Annotated in this window: 15 protein-coding genes; 8 read left to right on the forward strand and 7 right to left on the reverse strand. The window is 40.4% G+C overall.

Annotated features, from left to right (window positions below; genetic code table 11):
• Positions 1 to 84: 84 nt before the first annotated feature.
• Positions 85 to 2,352, reverse strand: coding sequence for a GH92 family glycosyl hydrolase (locus U735_RS0102080; RefSeq protein WP_031442241.1), 2,268 nt, complete (start codon positions 2,350 to 2,352; stop codon positions 85 to 87).
• 526 nt (positions 2,353 to 2,878) lie between these two features.
• Between U735_RS0102080 and U735_RS0102085 the strand changes: the two genes are divergently transcribed.
• The 5 genes from U735_RS0102085 to U735_RS0102110 all read left to right on the forward strand — a co-directional run bounded on the left by U735_RS0102085 (position 2,879) and on the right by U735_RS0102110 (position 8,742).
• Positions 2,879 to 3,463, forward strand: a complete 585-nt coding sequence (locus U735_RS0102085) for a precorrin-2 dehydrogenase/sirohydrochlorin ferrochelatase family protein (protein ID WP_031442242.1) — start codon at positions 2,879 to 2,881, stop codon at positions 3,461 to 3,463.
• A gap of 296 nt (positions 3,464 to 3,759) precedes the next feature.
• Complete coding sequence (locus U735_RS0102090; RefSeq protein ID WP_031442243.1) at positions 3,760 to 5,238, forward strand: xylulokinase; 1,479 nt, start codon at positions 3,760 to 3,762, stop codon at positions 5,236 to 5,238.
• Between the two features lie 11 nt (positions 5,239 to 5,249).
• Positions 5,250 to 6,575 carry a xylose isomerase gene (xylA, locus tag U735_RS0102095; RefSeq protein ID WP_031442244.1) on the forward strand — a complete coding sequence of 442 codons (1,326 nt, stop codon included), beginning with the start codon at positions 5,250 to 5,252 and terminating at the stop codon, positions 6,573 to 6,575.
• Positions 6,576 to 6,924: 349 nt separating this feature from the next.
• Entirely contained in the window at positions 6,925 to 7,293 is a 369-nt protein-coding gene (locus tag U735_RS0102105; protein WP_031442245.1) for an endonuclease domain-containing protein, read from the forward strand.
• A 432-nt stretch (positions 7,294 to 7,725) separates the two neighbouring features.
• Positions 7,726 to 8,742 (forward strand): LacI family DNA-binding transcriptional regulator, encoded by a 1,017-nt coding sequence (locus tag U735_RS0102110; protein ID WP_031442246.1) that lies wholly within the window; start codon positions 7,726 to 7,728, stop codon positions 8,740 to 8,742.
• 24 nt (positions 8,743 to 8,766) lie between these two features.
• On the opposite strand, the gene U735_RS0102115 is transcribed toward U735_RS0102110, so the two are convergent.
• Positions 8,767 to 9,840, reverse strand: coding sequence for a phosphotransferase enzyme family protein (locus U735_RS0102115; protein ID WP_031442247.1), 1,074 nt, complete (start codon positions 9,838 to 9,840; stop codon positions 8,767 to 8,769).
• A 12-nt stretch (positions 9,841 to 9,852) separates the two neighbouring features.
• Positions 9,853 to 10,743, reverse strand: coding sequence for a sugar phosphate nucleotidyltransferase (locus U735_RS0102120; protein ID WP_031442248.1), 891 nt, complete (start codon positions 10,741 to 10,743; stop codon positions 9,853 to 9,855).
• Between the two features lie 263 nt (positions 10,744 to 11,006).
• On the opposite strand from U735_RS0102120, the gene hemN reads away from it, so the two are divergent.
• The 3 genes from hemN (at position 11,007) to U735_RS0102135 (ending at position 14,463) form a co-directional block, all read left to right on the forward strand.
• Positions 11,007 to 12,368, forward strand: coding sequence for an oxygen-independent coproporphyrinogen III oxidase (gene hemN / locus U735_RS0102125; RefSeq protein ID WP_031442249.1), 1,362 nt, complete (start codon positions 11,007 to 11,009; stop codon positions 12,366 to 12,368).
• A gap of 53 nt (positions 12,369 to 12,421) precedes the next feature.
• Positions 12,422 to 13,243 (forward strand): universal stress protein, encoded by an 822-nt coding sequence (locus tag U735_RS0102130; RefSeq protein WP_031442250.1) that lies wholly within the window; start codon positions 12,422 to 12,424, stop codon positions 13,241 to 13,243.
• 152 nt (positions 13,244 to 13,395) lie between these two features.
• Complete coding sequence (locus tag U735_RS0102135; RefSeq protein ID WP_031442251.1) at positions 13,396 to 14,463, forward strand: amidohydrolase family protein; 1,068 nt, start codon at positions 13,396 to 13,398, stop codon at positions 14,461 to 14,463.
• A 28-nt stretch (positions 14,464 to 14,491) separates the two neighbouring features.
• On the opposite strand, the gene U735_RS0102140 is transcribed toward U735_RS0102135, so the two are convergent.
• From U735_RS0102140 to ccoG, 4 genes are all read right to left on the reverse strand, one after another.
• Positions 14,492 to 15,361 (reverse strand): PIG-L deacetylase family protein, encoded by an 870-nt coding sequence (locus tag U735_RS0102140; protein WP_031442252.1) that lies wholly within the window; start codon positions 15,359 to 15,361, stop codon positions 14,492 to 14,494.
• Positions 15,362 to 15,502: 141 nt separating this feature from the next.
• Positions 15,503 to 16,204: a sulfite exporter TauE/SafE family protein gene (locus U735_RS0102145; protein ID WP_031442253.1), complete on the reverse strand. Its 702-nt coding sequence runs from the start codon at positions 16,202 to 16,204 to the stop codon at positions 15,503 to 15,505.
• A 37-nt stretch (positions 16,205 to 16,241) separates the two neighbouring features.
• Positions 16,242 to 16,700 carry a FixH family protein gene (locus U735_RS0102150; RefSeq protein ID WP_031442254.1) on the reverse strand — a complete coding sequence of 153 codons (459 nt, stop codon included), beginning with the start codon at positions 16,698 to 16,700 and terminating at the stop codon, positions 16,242 to 16,244.
• Between the two features lie 79 nt (positions 16,701 to 16,779).
• Positions 16,780 to 18,198 (reverse strand): cytochrome c oxidase accessory protein CcoG, encoded by a 1,419-nt coding sequence (gene ccoG, locus U735_RS0102155; protein WP_031442255.1) that lies wholly within the window; start codon positions 18,196 to 18,198, stop codon positions 16,780 to 16,782.
• Positions 18,199 to 18,207 lie beyond the last annotated feature (9 nt).

An 18,207-nucleotide genomic window follows, 5' to 3' on the forward strand; every position in this document is an offset into this window, starting at 1 on the left:
CTCGAGGAGACAATAGCAATTTTTAAATTTGCACGAAATCAATGTCTTGAAATTATTTTTATGTCGAACTCACGTTAATAGTTCTTATTTTTCATTGGAAAGTGAAAAAGGAAAATCCTCAGTTTTAGTTCCCCTAGTCTTGTTAGGAATGTCCGACATTTTAAAATCCAAAACAGCCCCCTGCATCAATTCCTTGTGGCTCAACCAGTTTTTGGAATAGGTCTTTCCGTTTAGGGTGAGTTCGTCCACATATTTGTTGGTATCACTGTTCTTGGGGGCGTTAATGCTGATTTCTTTCCCATTCTGAAGCCTAAGCGTTGTTTTTTGGAACAATGGGGCTCCCAATACATATTGATCTGTTCCTGGGCAAACCGGATAGAATCCCATGGCAGAGAATACATACCAGGCTGAGGTTTGTCCATTGTCCTCATCCCCGCAATAGCCGTCCGGTGCCGGGGTGTACATCCTATCCATGGTTTCCCTAACCCAATATTGGGTCTTCCATGGCTGTCCCGCAAAATTATATAAATAGGGCATGTGCTGTATTGGTTGGTTACCATGGGCATATTGTCCCATATTTGCCACCTGCATTTCCCGTATCTCATGAATTACAAAGCCGTAATAACTCTCGTCAAAAACTGGAGGCAGGGAAAATACTTCATCCAACTTGGCGGCAAAGGCTTCGTTTCCACCCATTAAATTTGCCAAGCCCTGAATGTCGTGAAAAACGGACCAGGTGTAATGCCAGCTATTGCCTTCGGTAAAGGCGTCCCCCCATTTAAAAGGATTAAAGGGGGCCATAAATTCACCGTTCTTATTCTTTCCACGCATTAATTTGGTTTCCGGGTCGAACAAGTTTTTATAATTTAGACTTCGCTTTTTATATAGGTTGATTTCCTTTTTAGGTTTGTTCAAGGCTTTTGCCAACTGATAAATGGTGAAATCGTCATAGGCGTATTCCAAGGTTCTGGCTGCATTTTCATTGATTTCCACATCATAGGGGACATAGCCGAGTTTATTGTAATAATCCACTCCGGCCCGTCCAACTGCTGTCAGTGGACCTGCGTTATTGGCACCATGGATCAAGGCTTCGTACAATGTGGCAATGTCATAATTTTGATTGTTTCCAATTTTTAAATAGGCATCCGCTACAACGGAAGCGGAATTGTTGCCCACCATCACATTTCTTAGGCCTGGACTACCCCATTCGGGTAACCAGCCACCTTCTTTATAGGCATTGGCAAGGCCTTCCTGTATCTGTGAGTTAAGTTCTGGGTACATGAGGTTTAGAAAGGGGAAAAGGGCCCTAAAAGTATCCCAAAACCCAGTGTCGGTAAACATATAGCCGGGAAGTACTTGGCCATTATAAGGACTGTAATGCACTACATTTCCGTTAGCATCATATTCATAGAACTTTCTAGGGAACAACAAGGATCTATATAGACAGGAATAAAAAGTCCTAAATTGATCTACACTTCCGCCTTCTACCTTAATTCTTCCCAGTTCCTTGTTCCAAGCTTTCCTTCCATTTTGTTTTATGGTATCAAAATTATCGGTGCCAAGCTCCTTTAGATTCAATTCGGCCTGGTCATAGCCAATAAAAGAGGAGGCTACTTTGGCGATAACGACCTCGCCTCTGTTTGTTTTAAAGCTGACAATGGCACCGGCGTGGTCGGTTTCAATCTCCATGCCTTCCAAAAGTTGCTCCCCGCTAAAAGTCTTGGTGGATTCGAAATCCTTATCAAAGACCATCACAAAGTAGTTTTTAAAATTTTCTGGTACCCCGCCGCTATTCTTGGTGGTATATCCTATTATTTTGCGTTCGCTTGGAATAATTTTTACATAGGAGCCTTTGTCCAAGGCATCGAGTACCACATGTGAATTTTCATTTTCTGGAAAGGTGAACCTGAACATGGCAGCTCTTTCAGTGGGGGTAATTTCGGTGGTTATATCATGATCGGCCAAATATACACTGTAGTAATGTGGCTTTACGATTTCTGATTTATGCGAATACCAACTGGCCCTATCGTCTTCCGTGAAGCGTAATTTTCCCGTAAGTGGCATAATGGCAAACTGACCATAATCGTTCATCCATGGGGAAGGTTGATGGGTTTGTTTAAAACCCCTTAATTTATCCGCAGCATAGGTATATGCCCAGCCATCGCCCATTTTCCCCGTTTGTGGGGTCCAAAAGTTCATTCCCCATGGCATGGCTATGGCAGGATAGGTGTTTCCGTTGGACATGCTGGGCTTAGAATCTGTGCCCACTAAGGGATTAACGTAGTCCACTGGTTCTTGTCCGCTTAATATCCAAGTACATAGAAATAAAAGGGATAAAATTAAATTTTTCATAGGTTTGTAATCGATCATAATCTAGGAGTTGGAATGTACATGGAACTGGCCATGAATTTTTATTTTGATTAAAGCAAAAATAATATTATTCGATGCATTTATTTTATAGAATTCGAAAGTAGCACTTTTGTCTTACCCATTAAAAAAAAATCAAAGTATATTCCCATCAATTATCAAGAGACATCTGCCGGGTTGTAAAATGCTTTTAAAATATGGAATGGACTTGGATTTTGTGTCTTATCTTTGAATGACTTGGATTTTTGCTTGTTTAATTTGGTATGATCGGCAAAAGCCATGACCTCTCAACCGCGACGGTCTACCTCAGTTAGGCTGGAGTAGACGTATTGGAATTAAACAAATTTTGAACGGTCGGGCTCAGTGGAGTCCTTAATAAAGCTTATCGAATGAAAATACCAAATTTTAGAGAGACCCTTACGTTAAAGGAGGTTTGGAATCCTTGTCAAACAAATGGAGTACTCTAATAGATGATTTAATAAACAAACTTATAAATAACACGGAGGGAAATATGGAAAGGAATGAATTGTACCCTGTTTTTTTAAAGGTATCACAGCTTAATGTCCTTATTGTGGGAGGGGGTAACGTTGGTCTGGAAAAACTGACTTTTATGCTCAAATCCAGTCCTAACGCCAAAGTAGAAATGGTGGCACCGGAATTTTTGGAGGCAACATTGGAACTTGCCAAAAAACATCAGGTTAAGATAACCAAGGATGTGTATGACAAAAGCTATTTGGAAGGACGCCATTTGGTTATTGCCACTACCGATAAAGTCGATGTAAACGAACAGGTATATCACGATTGCCGGGAAAGGCATATCCTTGTGAACGTTGCCGATAATCCACCTTTTTGTGATTTTTACATGGGCGGGATCGTAACCAAGGGCAATGTAAAGGTGGCCATCTCCACCAATGGCAAATCGCCCACTACGGCTAAACGCCTACGACAGTTTTTTGAGGATGTAATTCCAGAAAATATTGATGATTTGGTAAAAAACCTAAACGAATTCCGAAAAACAATAAAAGGGGATTTTGAGGAAAAAGTGGAGACCTTGAACGAGTTTACAAAAGGATTGGTGAATAAGAAAAAGGATTAAGTTGAACCCCGTGGTACTGGCTAAATAGACACGTCTAAATTTTATGGCCGCTTGATGTAAGAGCCAAATTCTACGAAAGCGTTTTCGAAAAGTTTCGTAATGTCACGATAATTTTATAAATAGCTTATTCACAATTACTTACGCTAATAAATGGATCAATAGCTATAGACTGCGCTATTTACTTTTATTTAGGCCGTGTGCCTCAATATGCTTGTCGTTATAGAGATTTTAATATATTTGAATGGTTCTTCAAGAATTTTCATTTTAGGAATTTAATCCATAAAATTTTAAGACATATGTATTATTTGGGATTGGATATTGGCAGCTCTTCAATTAAAGTGGCTTTAGTAGAGGTGGCTACTGGAAAAAGTGTTGGGGTGGTACAGGAACCGGAAACGGAAATGGAAATGCTGGCCTTGAAAAATGGTTGGGCAGAACAAGACCCGAAGGAATGGTGGGGATATATTTGTCAGGGCATAAAAAAAATAAAGCAGAAGTTTGCTGTTGATCAAGATCAAATCAAGGGGGTAGGAATTGCCTACCAGATGCATGGTTTGGTATTGGTGGACAAGCAGGGAGAGCCGGTAAGGAAATCCATAATTTGGTGCGATAGTCGTGCCGTGGAAATAGGACGGAAGGCTTATGGCGATATCGGGGAGGACAACTGTAAGGCTCATTTATTGAATTCCCCTGCAAACTTTACCGCTTCTAAATTAAAATGGGTAAAGGAAAACGAACCAGAACTATATAAGATGGCAGACAAACTAATGCTGCCGGGAGATTATATAGCTTTTCGTTTTTCCAATGTTATCAATACCACTATTTCCGGATTATCGGAGGGTATCCTTTGGGATTTCAAAGAAGATGCGGTAGCAGATCTGCTTTTGGAGCATTATGGTATTCCCAAGTCCTTTATCCCGGATATTGTGGATACTTTTGGGCTTCAATCCAAAGTGGATGCCATAGGGGCCCAAGAAAGTGGTTTGGCAGTAGGCACACCTATACTATACAGGGCAGGGGATCAACCCAATAATGCCTTGGCCCTTAATGTGTTCAATCCAGGTGAAGTTGCGGCCACGGGAGGTACCTCCGGAGTGGTCTATGCGGTTACCGATAGTCTATCGGGAAAGGAAAGCACCAGGGTGAATAATTTTGCCCACGTCAACTACAGCAAGCAGAATCCAAGAGTAGGGAAATTACTGAATATCAATGGTGCTGGAATTCAGTACCGCTGGCTTTTGAACAATCTGGATGTGGATTCTTACGAGGAAATGAACTCCTTGGCTTCAGAAATTCCAGTGGGTTCGGACGGCGTATGTCTCATTCCGTTTGGAAACGGAGCAGAGCGTATGCTCAACAATAAGGATATTGGAACCAGACTGGTCAACATCAACCTTAATAATCACACCAAGGCACATGTTTGTAGGGCGGCTTTGGAAGGTATAGCCTTTTCCTTTGTATATGGTATGGAAATCCTGAAATCGGACGGCATTTCCATTGAGGTAATGCGTGCCGGGAATGATAATTTGTTTAGGTCGGAGATTTTTTCCGATACTATATCCACCCTAGTGTCTCAGGACATTGAAATTTATAATACCACTGGGGCCATTGGTGCGGCTAGGGCAGCTGGAATCAATGAAGGAGGTTTTGAAAAATTTGGAACCTATATAACCAATAACGACCATGTAAAGACTTTTAAGCCTTTGGGGGACAAAAGTACTTATCAAAGAGCCTATGAAAATTGGAAAAAAGAATTGGAACTAATCATTAAATAATAAAAAAAGAGATGGCAATAATTGGAAACAAGGAATACTTTAAAGGAATAGGGGATATTAAATTTGAGGGCAAGGAATCTGATAATCCTTTGGCATTCAAATATTACAATCCGGACCAAGTGGTTGCGGGGAAAACCATGCGCGAGCATTTTAAGTTTGCCATAGCATATTGGCATACCTTCTGTGGGCAGGGAGCAGATCCGTTTGGTCCAGGTACCCAAAATTTTGAATGGGACCAGTCTGCCGACCCGATACAGGCGGCCAAGGACAAGGCAGATGCGGCTTTTGAGTTTATTAGTAAAATGGGCTTTGATTATTTTTGTTTCCATGATTTCGATCTTATTCAGGAAGGAGCCACTTTTGCGGAATCTGAGAAACGTTTGTCAATAATTACCGATTATTTGAAGGAAAAAAAGGCCGACTCTGGAATCAAATTATTATGGGGAACTGCCAATTGTTTCTCCAATCCACGTTATATGAACGGGGCTGCTACCAACCCTGATTTTAATGTAGTGGCAAGGGCAGGGGGCCAAATAAAATTGGCCTTGGATGCTACTATTGCCCTTGGTGGGGAGAATTATGTTTTCTGGGGAGGAAGGGAAGGTTATATGTCCCTTTTAAATACCGATATGGGACGTGAATTGGATCATATGGCACAATTCTTAGGGATGGCCAGGGATTATGCCAGGGCCCAAGGCTTTAAGGGAACCTTTTTTATAGAGCCCAAGCCAATGGAACCTTCCAAGCATCAATACGATTTTGATACGGCAACTGCTATAGGATTCCTTCGTGAATACGGCTTGGAGAAAGATTTTAAAATAAACATAGAGGTGAATCACGCCACCTTGGCCCAGCATACTTTTCAGCACGAATTGGCAGTGGCGGCCAAAGCGGGAATGTTGGGTAGTATAGATGCCAATAGGGGGGATTACCAAAATGGATGGGATACCGATCAGTTCCCCAACAATATTCAAGAAACTACCGAGGCTATGTTGGTATTCCTTAAAGCAGGCGGACTACAAGGCGGTGGAGTAAACTTTGATGCCAAAATAAGAAGGAATTCTACTGATTTGGATGATGTTTTCCATGCCCATATAGGAGGAGCAGATACTTTTGCCCGTGCTTTGCTTACTGCGGATAGGATTATTTCTTCCTCGGCCTATGAGAAGATGCTTGCGGAAAGATATAGTTCTTTCGATTCAGGAAAAGGAAAAGACTTTGAGAATGGTAAGCTTAATCTGGAAGCCCTTTACAAAATAGCCCAGGAAAATGGGGAATTGAAGTTGCAAAGCGGGAAACAGGAGTTGTTCGAGAACATCATAAACCAATATATTTAGGATTTTAGTAGCCTGGCTATGCTTTTGTGGATAGACCGGAATTGTATTAAATATCCAGGCTAGGTTCTTAATCTCCCCGTCCCGCCCGTGGCGGGACACCCCTCTTTTTAAAAGAGGGGAGCTTTTTTGGAAGGCAACCATAAAGAATAGCTATTTCCACAATTGGAAACAGCTATTTGAATGTAAAACGGATTTAAGAAGTAATTTTATAGAAAACTAAATATTGTAGTGATAACGGGCTCCTCCCTTTGGCTAAAGGGAGGTGGCTTCGCCAAAGCGAAGACGGAGGGATTGGAATTTGTTTCTTTACAAATAGCCTTTATTGTATTTGAATTTGCCAGGGTCGATTATGAAAAGGGTTTGTCTCCATAACAGGAAAGAGCTAATTGAATCGAGAAAGGATTTAAGAAGGAAGCTGACGCCTTCAGAAGCCTTTCTTTGGAAGCATCTCAGGGCAAAACAACTCGATGGTAAAAAATTTGTAAAGCAGCATAGTATTGGAAAGTATATTGTGGATTTTTATTTGGCATCTGATAAATTAATCATTGAGCTTGACGGTGAAGTGCATCAAAATCCTGTGGCTATGGAATATGATGAACAGCGCACTGCATACTTAACCGGATTAGGGTTTTCAGTCATTAGATTTGAGAATAAAATGGTGTTTGATAATCTTCAATCCGTTTTGATGGAAATAAGAGCCAATTATAAAGAAAAGTGAACATTAATGCAATAAGAAGCTCCTCCCTTTGGCTAAAGGGAGGTGGCTTCGCCAAAGCGAAGACGGAGGGATTCGTAAGCTAACTTTAAATATAAGGCTGTAAGGTCTAATCTCCCCGTCCCGCCCGTGGCGGGACACCCCTCTTTTTAAAAGAGGGGAGCTTTTTTGGAAGGCAACCATGAAGAGGGGCTGTTTCAACACCGGGTAGGAGTTAGTTGAACCTTAAAAGGATTTAAGAAGTAGTTTTAAAGAAAAGTAAATACTTACTATAATAAAAAAGCTCCTCCCTTTGGCTAAAGGGAGGTGGATTCGCCAAAGCGAAGACGGAGGAATCGCTAGCGAATATTTTTGATTAAAAACATTGACCAGGGTTAGTTAAGTTGTACTGATCTTTGGTTGGCCTTACCCTAATTTGGGCTATATTGTAGATCCATGAAAAAAATAACCCTAAAGGAGATTGCCCAATATTTTGGTGTTTCCATTTCAACGGTTTCCAAGGCCATCAACGATAGCCATGAAATTAGTGATGGACTAAAGGCTAAAATACAGCAGTTTGCCAAGGACAATAAATACAGGCCAAATAAAGTGGCCCTTAGTTTATTGCAGCGGAAGACAAAGACCATAGGAGTTGTAGTTCCCAATATTCTCAATTATTTTTTTACACAGGTATTTTCAGGGATTGAAAAAGTAGCTAACGAACGCGGGTATATTCTACTTAGCTGTATCAGCGACGAATCCTATGAAAAGGAAGTGGCGACGCTTGAATTTCTAGGAGGCGGAACGGTTGACGGATTGATAGTTTCCATGGCGGAAGAAACACAGTTTAAGAACAAACTGGAACATTTTCAAAATATTCTGGACGAGCAAATTCCTTTGGTTATGTTTGATAGGGTTTCGGATGGAATTATATGTGACAAGGTAGTGGTCGATGATTTTGAGGCCGGTTATAAAACCACCAAATATTTTATAAATATCGGTTGCAGAACGGTTGCCCTGGTTACCGCTATTGATCATTCCAGCGTGGGTAAATTGCGGGTGGAAGGATATAGGAAAGCTTTGGAAGAGGCTAATATCCCCTTTGATGATAAATTAATATTAAGGGTGGGCAAGGAGGACGATCTGGAAGTTCTGTTGACTTTTTTGTTAAATTATAAGTCTATTGAGGGTATAATGGCTTTGGATGAAATTACGGCGGTGGAGGTCCTGAGACTAATCAAGGCTAGGGGGTATAGAGTGCCGGAAGACATTTCCGTTATTGGGTTTACCAATGGCAAATTATCGCGCTACGTAAGTCCGGCTCTTACTGCGGTAAGTCAGCACGGTACTTATATAGGGGAAACGGCGGCCAAGGTCCTTATTGAAAGGATAGAGAGCAAGGAATATATGGATAGCACCACCAAGGTGATTAAAACCAGCCTAATTGTTAGGGATTCTACCAAGAGGGTTTAATCGCCTCCTTCACCCAACAAAAAATTAAACCTTAGGTGTTAGTCCCTTTTTTATTACTTGGGTCATATACCCTATTTCTTGAAGGGCTTTATTTGTAAAATCGAACAAGCTTAAACAGCGGTCCAAATTCTGGTTTTCGTATGATACCTTGTAATAGATATTGTCGTTCAAATAGTCCGTAAGGGCTCTTAAACCGTGGATGAAGGGCATAAATATTGCTCCCCAGGCCAGTAGGTCTATTTCTTCTTGGTATAAAAATGGACCGTTACTATCCAGGCCCTTAATGAAGGCTTCGAACAAAGGTCTTTCAAAAGTAATTTTGCTATGATCCTGTTCGTCTTCGGCAGCTGTATTGGCAACGGTTCTTATGGCATCACCAAAATCAAAGTAAAAATACCCCTTCATAATCGTGTCCAGGTCTATAAGGCAAAGGGCCTTACTGTCTTCTTTGGAGAAAAGGATATTGTTTAATTTCGTGTCATTGTGACAAACCCGTAAAGGCAACTTGGAATTGTCCAAAATTTTCAATTTTTCCAAGGTTTCTTTGGCAAAGCTTATAGCCTTTTTGGCCGTTTCCAATTTTTCTGTTTTCGCAGATCCAAGGGATTCCTCAAATTGCTTTTCCCTTAAGGGGAGATTGTGGAACTGCGGAATTGTATCCACGTAATTGTCCAAGGGAGCCTCTGCCAGAAGTTGATGGAATTTTCCGACCACTCTACCGGCCTCGAATGCAATGTTGGTATCCGTGGCATTGTCGTAGGCCGTGGTATTGTTGATATAGGTCATCAATCTCCAATATCCCGTTTTTTCGTCCTTAAAATAAGAATTGTCCGATTCTGTTTTTAAGAGTTCTATGGCCGTGTAATTCTGGTCCTGCAAATGTTGAAATGCGTTGGCAATATTGCCCATAAGACCATGTACGTCCTTAAAGACATTATGGTTTACCCTTTGAAGAATGTACAATGGGTAATGATTGTCCAAGACTAAATAAGTGTCATTGATATATCCCTGGTTTATTCCTTGGAACTCATAGGTTTTCCTATCTATAGAGAAGTTTTTCAACAGCTCGTTAAGCTCAGCATTTTTATTTTCAATCATGGAAAAGCTGTTCTAAACATTGTCCCAAAGAGGAGAGGTGTACCCATTATTGTCTGTCATACGTTGTAATTCTGAAACTGCCATATCTTTATCGCTGGCGTAGGTAACTCCAAACCATTGACTTGCAGAAGGAATTACATCTACATCTATCAGATTTTTGGCAATCATTTCCTTTATGGCGAAAGGTAGGTATATTTCCCCTTTGGCATGATTCTCCTTATTTCCGATAAAGTCTTTAAGGTACTCCGTGATAAATGGAAATATGGAAGGCTGACAAACCCAGAAGTTCATGCTGACCAATTCTTCCCCTGTAAATTGGGTGCCCGAATCGGAATCAATTATAACATTGTCCTGGGCTTCTATTTTGGTATGCTCGTGTATGGAAGTCAATTTTCCGCCCTCCGATTTACAAACTCCCCTGGAAACCGATCCATGCTCGGATAGAGTGTTTTTTAGTATATAGGCAATAAGACCAAATGTCTCTTTGTTACCATTGTTCTTAATAAAGTCGGCAGCACTTTCAAAAGCACTTTTGCCGTAATAATCATCCGCATTAATTATAGCGAATGGTCTGTCAATTACATTCCTTGCAGTCCAAACTGCATGTGCCGTGCCCCATGGTTTAGCTCTTTCACCGGTAAAGGTTACCCCTTCAGGAAGGTCGTTTACTTCCTGTGCCAAAACATCAAGTTTAACGTGTTTAGGTAATCTGCTGGATAAATGTTCCTTTAAGAAATCTACATTTTCCTTTTTTGTAATGGCAACTATGTGGTCAAAACCGTTTTTCAGAGCGTCATAAATACTGAATTCCATTAGGAACTCGTCTTTCGGGCCCAAGTCATCAAATTGTTTCAGTTTGCCATATCGGCTTCCACTACCGGCCGCCATTAAAAGTAATGTCATAATTGGTTATTTTTAAGTTTACAAAAATATAGTTTTTATCATAAAGGGGCTTCTAGAACGGATTATTTAAAAAATTAGTTTCTAATTGTACTGTTTTTAACGATTATTTAAATTAAAGTAGGTTTCAAAGAATCATTATTTTGGCAATTAAATGGTCAGGAATCCTTGGCCATAGTTATTGGACGATAGTGAAACCTGATAAGTGTCATATTTTTAAAGGCCGCGTCATGGTATTTTTGTGGCTATTGCAAACACAATAGCTTATGACCAATTTAGTTCAAAAATACAATATCCCCGGTCCCAGATATACCAGTTACCCTACGGTGCCCTATTGGGATTTGGAATCCTTTTCTGGCCGGAAATGGCAAAATACTTTGATCAAAAATTTTAATGAAAGCAATGGGGACGAAGGTATAAGTCTATATATCCACTTGCCCTTCTGTGAAAGTCTCTGTACTTTTTGTGGGTGTCATAAAAGAATTACCAAACGGCATGAAGTTGAAAATCCATATATCAGCGACGTCCTCACAGAGTGGAAACTTTATTGTGATTTATTTGAAACAAAACCAAGAATAAAGGAGCTTCATTTGGGGGGAGGAACCCCAACTTTCTTCTCTCCGGAAAATTTAACAAGGCTTATCAATGGTATTTTTGCCACAGCCACCCGTGCGGAGAATTACGAGTTTAGTTTTGAAGGACATCCCAATAACACCACCAAAGAACATTTAAAAGCGCTTTATGATGTTGGATTTAGAAGGGTGAGTTATGGGGTTCAGGATTATAACAAAAAGGTACAGCTTGCCATTCATAGGTGGCAGCCTTTTGAAAATGTACAAAATGTTACCCAATGGGCCAGGGAAATAGGATATACTTCCGTGGGCCATGATATTATTTTTGGCTTGCCCTTTCAAACAAAGGAAGATGTTGCCGAAACTATTTTAAAGACCAAACAATTAATGCCAGACCGTTTGGCATTCTATAGTTATGCCCATGTTCCTTGGTTAAAGGGAAATGGACAGAGAGGGTATAAGGATTCCGATTTACCATCTGCGGAGGAGAAGCGTGAGCAGTATGAGATGGGCAAGAAATTATTGGCAGAAGTAGGTTATTCGGAAATAGGAATGGATCATTTTTCACTAAAATCGGATTCGCTTTTCAAGGCTATGGAGAATGGTACCTTGCACAGGAATTTTATGGGATATACAGCCTCCAAGACCAGGGTTATGGTAGGTTTGGGGATTTCCAGTATAAGTGATAGTTGGGATAGTTTTGCGCAAAATGTAAAAAGTCTGGAAGAGTATCACCATCTGGTGGAAAGTAATATTATACCTGTTTATAGAGGACACATTTTAACCGAAGAAGACAGGGTTATTCGTAAGCATATCTTAAATTTAATGTGTAAATTTAAGACTAGCTGGGAGAATCAAAATGAAAGGTTCAACGAATTGGATGAGGTTCGGGACAAACTAAAGGAAATGGCTCTGGATGGTATTGTCGAATTTGTTTCCAATGGTATTTATGTTACCGAAAAAGGAAGGCCTTTTGTACGCAATGTGTGTATGGCGTTCGATTTGTTCCTGCACCGCAAGGCACCGGAAACCAGATTGTTTTCGATGACTATTTAAGTGCACTGGACCATTTTTTAACCTCTTGATAATAAATCAGTAAAAATAAATCTATGAAAAAAATTATTGTACCCGTCGATTTTTCAGAACAATCTGAAAATGCCCTAAAAACGGCCGCTTCCATTGCTACAAAATACGGATCTGAGATTTTTGTCCTACATATGTTGGAATTGTCGGAGGCCCTTGTTTCCGCCAATGAGCAGGCACATTATCAGCAAGCCGTCTTTTTGATAAAATTGGCTGAAAAAAGGTTTGAGACATTTTTGGAGAAGCCCTATCTAAAGGGAATCAAGGTTACTCCTATTGTCAAGCATCATAAAGTGTATAGTGAAGTTAATGAGGTTGCGGAAAAGCACCAGGCAGATCTGATTGTTATGGGCTCTCGGGGAACCGATGGAATCAAAGAAATCTTTGTAGGTTCCAATGCTGAGAAAATGGTTAGAAATTCCAATGTTCCCGTTTTGGTAATAAAGGATTATATTGAAGGTTTTGAGGTAAAGCGATTTGTTTTTGCCTGTGATTTTGAGGAGGAAAATTTGGAACCCTTTCAAAGGGCCAAGAAATTGGCAGACAAACTTGAAGCTGAATTGATTTTGGTAAATATCAATACTCCCGGAGATAATTTTCTGAGCACCAAGGATGCTTTTAAGAAAATTAATAATTTCCTGCATTTGGCCAAGGCGAGTTTGGAAGTCGAGATATATAACGATTATAGTGTAGAGAGGGGAATACTTGCTTTTAGTGAAAGCAGGAATGCCGATTTAATAGGTTTGCCTACCCACGGGAGAAAAGGGCTTTCTCACTTTCTAATGGGCAGTATTGGGGAGGATGTGGCCAATCATTCCAAAATACCCGTTATCACTTTTAAAATTTAGAGGATTTGGAAGTCAATAAGGCCAAGTACCCGACTTGGCCATCATAGTTTAGGCCAAGGATTGGTTAAATTGCTTGTAATTAGTAATGTTTAAATTGTTATATTTGAGATACATGGGGCAAATATCACGGTCTAATTCCCATGAAACTCGATATGAAAAATTACTACCACATTTTCTTATTCGTTGCTTTTATTTCTACTTCAGTAAGAGCACAGGAAGACATTCTACTTAAGGATTACGATCCAGTATCCATTTATAATACCCCTAGTAACAAGATATCCAAAGCTAAATTTCCTGCGGTGGATTTTCACTCGCATCCCTATCCAAAGTCGGAACAGGAAATAAGTGAATGGGTAAAGACAATGGACCGGGTAGGGGTTGCCAAATCTATTGTACTCACTTATCAGACGGGGAAGTCCTTTGACAGTATTGTTAATCTTTATTCCAAATACGGGGACCGTTTTGAGCTTTGGTGCGGCTTCGATTTTACAGGTTACGAAGAAAAAGGCTGGAGCAAACGTGCAGTAAAGGAATTGGAAAGATGTTTTAAGATGGGAGCAAAGGGCGTTGGAGAATTGGGCGACAAAGGTTTTGGTTTTTTTTACTCTAAGCCAACACCGGCAGAAGGCATGCATGCGGATGATGAGAGGATGAGGCCACTATGGGAAAAATGTGGTGAATTAGGAATGCCAGTTAGTATTCATGTGGCAGATCCTATGTGGATGTACGAGCCAATGGATGTTCATAATGATGGGCTGATGAATGCTTACAAATGGAGAATAGATACTACAAGGGAAGGGCTATTAACGCATGCAGAATTAATTACTACCTTGGAAAATGCCGTTAAGCAAAATCCAAAAACCACTTTTATTGCCTGTCACTTTGCCAATTGTAGCTATGATCTGGATATTATAGGGAGACTTTTGGGGACCTATGATAATATGTATGCCGATATTTCGGCGAGGTATGCGGAAACAGCGGCTGTTCCGCGATATACGAAACGTTTTTACGAAAAGTATCAGGATAAATTGGTCTATGGAACCGATATGGGTACCGACCCTGAAATGTACGAATTAACCTTTCGCATTCTTGAAAGCGAGGATGAACATTTTTATGACAAGAATATATCATCCTATCATTGGTCGTTCAATGGGCTGGGCCTTAGCGATGAGGTTTTGAAGAAAATATATAGTGAAAATGCCAAGAAAATTCTGGATTAGGCACTACTGACTTTTGTCTTAAATGGGATTATTTTTGGAGCATGGGGAAAAGTGTCCTGATCTCTTCATCTGTGGGTTGTTTGCCGTACTCACATATTTCAAAACCCTCTATATGTTTAGCGCTGTAAGCTTTGGTCCCGTACCATTTTTCTGCACATTTCAGGAGATCCTCCTTGGGAGGTTTTGATCTCCAATTGGCCAACATTTCCAATCTGCCCTGATCATCCTTGGGTACCTTGTCCAAATTTCCGGCTGTCCATGGAAGCCATTCAAAGAATTGTGATTCGTGTGCCGACATGGCATACACCTTTTGATCAAATACAGTATCGATGATCACTGCAATATCAGGTTCGAACGGGCTGGGTTTTTGAAAACTATCTTCCGAGTAAAGAAAGACTGGATTTTTTTGGAGCGGTGGTACTTCTGGGGCAACATTGGGAACTATTACCATGTAGGCGGCGTCCTGTACCAGAACCCCTGTATATCGGTGGTCCGGATGGTAATCATTGGGTCTGGGAGCAATGACCACATCGGCATTCCATTTTCTGATTTCACGTATCACCTTCAGTCGATTTTCCAAAGTAGGCATTAATTCCCCATCGTGGTTATCCAAAACCGTATATTCTACTCCAAATCTTTGACCAGCTTCCTTGGCCTCGGCTATCCTTACTTTGGCGAGCTCCCCACCGCCCATGGCATAATGGCCGGCGTCACCATTGGTCAGGGAAACAAATTTTACATTGTGCCCCATCTTGGCCAGTAAAATTGCCGTACCTCCAGTGTCTATATCGCAATCATCGGGATGTGCGCCAAAAACGATGACGTTTATTTTTTGGTTCTGTGAAAATAATAGCGTCCAATTTAAAAGGAGGAAACATAGAAGTATGATTTTCTTCATAGGAGAATGTTTAAGGTTGGTTGAATAGGCACTATGCAATAAATGGACAGGGAATCCTTGCGAAAGCTAAATCCCTATATACTTGAAATTTACATTATTTTTAGCTACACAGCAAGTTTAAAAGGCTGGTGTAATTGAAAATTAATGGCACTCAAGGGTACTGTCTACAACCTCCATGACAGGTTCGGGCGAAATATAGGGAATACCTAGTCCCATTCCCCTTAATATAAACAGTAATCCTACGAGGATTACGAATACCGGGATCAATCGCTGCACTGATTTTTTTGCCGAGCCTTTTAACATACTGCCAAAGTATACGGCAGTGGTCATTAATGGGATAGTGCCTAGTCCAAATAGGGCCATGAACAATGCGCCAAGCCATGGGTTGGCAGTAGCAATACTCCCGAAAACGGCCATATATACCAATCCACAGGGCAGTAATCCGTTTAGAAAGCCAATGGTTAGAAAGGTGTCCGGACTCTTTTTTTGCAATTCCTTCCCAAGTCTACTTTTTATTTTGGTCAAGAAGGAATAAATGGGTTTGGAGAAATTGTATTTGCCAAAAGTTTTGTAGGGAATTAGGATGATGACGATCATTAAGACTCCTATAATTATGGAAAGTCTTTGTTGTAGGCCAAAGACATAAAGCCCTTTGCCTAAAAAGCCAAAAATGAGGCCTATTAGACTGTAGGAGGTAAGCCTGCCTATATGATAAAGAAGGACCTGAAATAGTTTTTTGGCCGGTTTGTTATGATCTACAGGCAACATAAAGGCAATAGGACCGCACATTCCAACACAGTGAAAGCTTCCCATTAGACCCAAAATTACGGCAGATAACAACATAGTTTAAAGGTTTTGACCCTTTTGATATTTACATTCCTTATTTACCTTGGTGATAGGTAATTTTTTTCTTAAACAAATAGGTTTCATCACTGTATTTCCATGATACTTTAATGTCCCAGCGACCATCCAACAAACGATTGTCAGGTATGAGCAAATAGTCTTGGGATAGACTTATAGGTAAGTCAAAATCCAAGTGCTTGTTAGATGGTCTGTAAAGGGACACTGTACCTTTGATGTTTTCTGTAATCAAGTTATTTGGAAAGACCAATTTTATACCTTCATTGGTTGTTTCCAAGCTAAGGTCTACTTCTTTGGTCCTGGCATTATTTTGTGCATCAATTTCATTTTGATATCCCAATTCAGCTCCATAGTAATTTTCGGTTACCAAATCGTGATTGGCCCTATTGTCCATGCTCATTCGAACTACAAAAAATAGAATAAAACTTATAAATCCTATGAAGGCTAGTACAATTCCGGTTCCCCAATTAATTTTCATGGCTTCTTAATTTAGTTTCGATTTCCTACTGACAGGAAATTCTATTCGTTTTTTAGGTGTTTAACCTGTTTTTTTTAATTTACTTATAGCTTCTGGGAGCTAGAAATCTGGCCGTTGCCGTTTCAATTAATTTATCCCCACTATAAACTCCAATGTTCAATTTATTCTTGTCGCCTTCCAAAGCCGAATTGTTTATTTCTACAAATAGGGTGCCTTCCGCCAATCCCTGAGCAGGTACTGTAAATAGTTGATGCCTAACCAGGTTGATGGATCCTTTGTGGGACATTAGTTTAAAGCTTATGTCCGGAATATCCTTGGTGGTTTTGTTTACCAATTTATACGTATAAACGTTGCTGATAATATTGCCTTCCTTATGTTCATAAAGTTGTCCAGGAAGTCTAAGGATATTTGCTTCCACCTCATTCCTTAAAAACAGCATTCCGATCAAGATTCCGGTAAGAATCACAAGCACTGCAGAATAACCTTTTAGTCTGGGTGTAAACTTGAACTTGCTCTTTTTCTCAATATTGTCTTCGCTGGCATAACGGATAAGTCCCTTGGGTAGGTTTACCTTCTCCATTATGGTGTCGCATTCATCAATACAGGCGGTACAGTTGACACATTCCAACTGGGTTCCGTTTCTAATGTCTATTCCCGTTGGGCAGACGTTAACACATTGAAAACAATCAATACAGTCGCCATGTCCCAAGGCTTCCCTATCCTCCCCTTTTCTGAACTTTTTTCTTCCGTTTTCAGCCTCCCCACGTTTATGGTCGTAGGCCACGACTATCGACTTATTGTCCAGTAGTACGCCCTGCATCCTTCCATAGGGGCAAGCTATGATACATACTTGTTCCCTAAACCAGGCAAACACAAAATAAAACACCCCCGTAAAGATTAAAAGGGAAACCAATGTACTTACGTGTTGCAAGGGCCCATCGGTGATATATTCTATCAATCGGTCACTGCCAATTAAATATGCCAAGAATACATTGGCTATTAAAAAGGAAATAATGAAAAAAACAATCAGTTTAAGGGCGCGTTTCCTGATTTTCTCAGCGTTCCAAGGCTGTTTGCTAAGCCGTATTTGGGCGCCTCGGTCACCATCGATCCAAAATTCGATCCTTCTGAATACCATTTCCATGAAAATGGTTTGGGGGCACATCCAGCCACAAAAAATACGGCCAAAGGTGACGGTAAATAAGGCTATGAATATTACCCCGATAATCATGGAAATTACAAAAAGATGAAAATCCTGTGGCCAAAAAGGAAACCCAAAAATATTGAAACGCCTTTCCAGTACATTGAACATTAGGAACTGGTTGCCATTTACTTTTACAAAGGGAGCTAGAAAGAGAAATGCCAAAAGCACATAACTCACATACTTGCGATATTCATAAAACTTGCCACTTGGCTTTTTTGGATATATCCAAGCCCTTTTCCCCTCCTCATTAATTGTTCCTATGGAGTCCCTAAAATTGTCCTGGTCCTGTGCCATTTCTTTTTT

It is taken from the genome of Arenibacter algicola (genome assembly GCF_000733925.1).
GTDB classification, from domain to species: Bacteria; Bacteroidota; Bacteroidia; order Flavobacteriales; family Flavobacteriaceae; genus Arenibacter; species Arenibacter algicola.

Bases quoted from the DNA above. Each gene is read 5' to 3' on its own strand.
- U735_RS0102140 (WP_031442252.1), bottom strand. From the start codon at position 15,361: ATGAAGAAAATCATACTTCTATGTTTCCTCCTTTTAAATTGGACGCTA.
- U735_RS0102105 (WP_031442245.1), top strand. From the start codon at position 6,925: ATGAAAAGGGTTTGTCTCCATAACAGGAAAGAGCTAATTGAATCGAGA.
- U735_RS0102130 (WP_031442250.1), top strand. From the start codon at position 12,422: ATGAAAAAAATTATTGTACCCGTCGATTTTTCAGAACAATCTGAAAAT.
- U735_RS0102090 (WP_031442243.1), top strand. From the start codon at position 3,760: ATGTATTATTTGGGATTGGATATTGGCAGCTCTTCAATTAAAGTGGCT.
- U735_RS0102135 (WP_031442251.1), top strand. From the start codon at position 13,396: ATGAAAAATTACTACCACATTTTCTTATTCGTTGCTTTTATTTCTACT.
- U735_RS0102110 (WP_031442246.1), top strand. From the start codon at position 7,726: ATGAAAAAAATAACCCTAAAGGAGATTGCCCAATATTTTGGTGTTTCC.
- xylA (WP_031442244.1), top strand. From the start codon at position 5,250: ATGGCAATAATTGGAAACAAGGAATACTTTAAAGGAATAGGGGATATT.
- hemN (WP_031442249.1), top strand. From the start codon at position 11,007: ATGACCAATTTAGTTCAAAAATACAATATCCCCGGTCCCAGATATACC.
- ccoG (WP_031442255.1), bottom strand. From the start codon at position 18,198: ATGGCACAGGACCAGGACAATTTTAGGGACTCCATAGGAACAATTAAT.
- U735_RS0102145 (WP_031442253.1), bottom strand. From the start codon at position 16,204: ATGTTGTTATCTGCCGTAATTTTGGGTCTAATGGGAAGCTTTCACTGT.
- U735_RS0102115 (WP_031442247.1), bottom strand. From the start codon at position 9,840: ATGATTGAAAATAAAAATGCTGAGCTTAACGAGCTGTTGAAAAACTTC.
- U735_RS0102080 (WP_031442241.1), bottom strand. From the start codon at position 2,352: ATGAAAAATTTAATTTTATCCCTTTTATTTCTATGTACTTGGATATTA.
- U735_RS0102150 (WP_031442254.1), bottom strand. From the start codon at position 16,700: ATGAAAATTAATTGGGGAACCGGAATTGTACTAGCCTTCATAGGATTT.
- U735_RS0102120 (WP_031442248.1), bottom strand. From the start codon at position 10,743: ATGACATTACTTTTAATGGCGGCCGGTAGTGGAAGCCGATATGGCAAA.
- U735_RS0102085 (WP_031442242.1), top strand. From the start codon at position 2,879: ATGGAAAGGAATGAATTGTACCCTGTTTTTTTAAAGGTATCACAGCTT.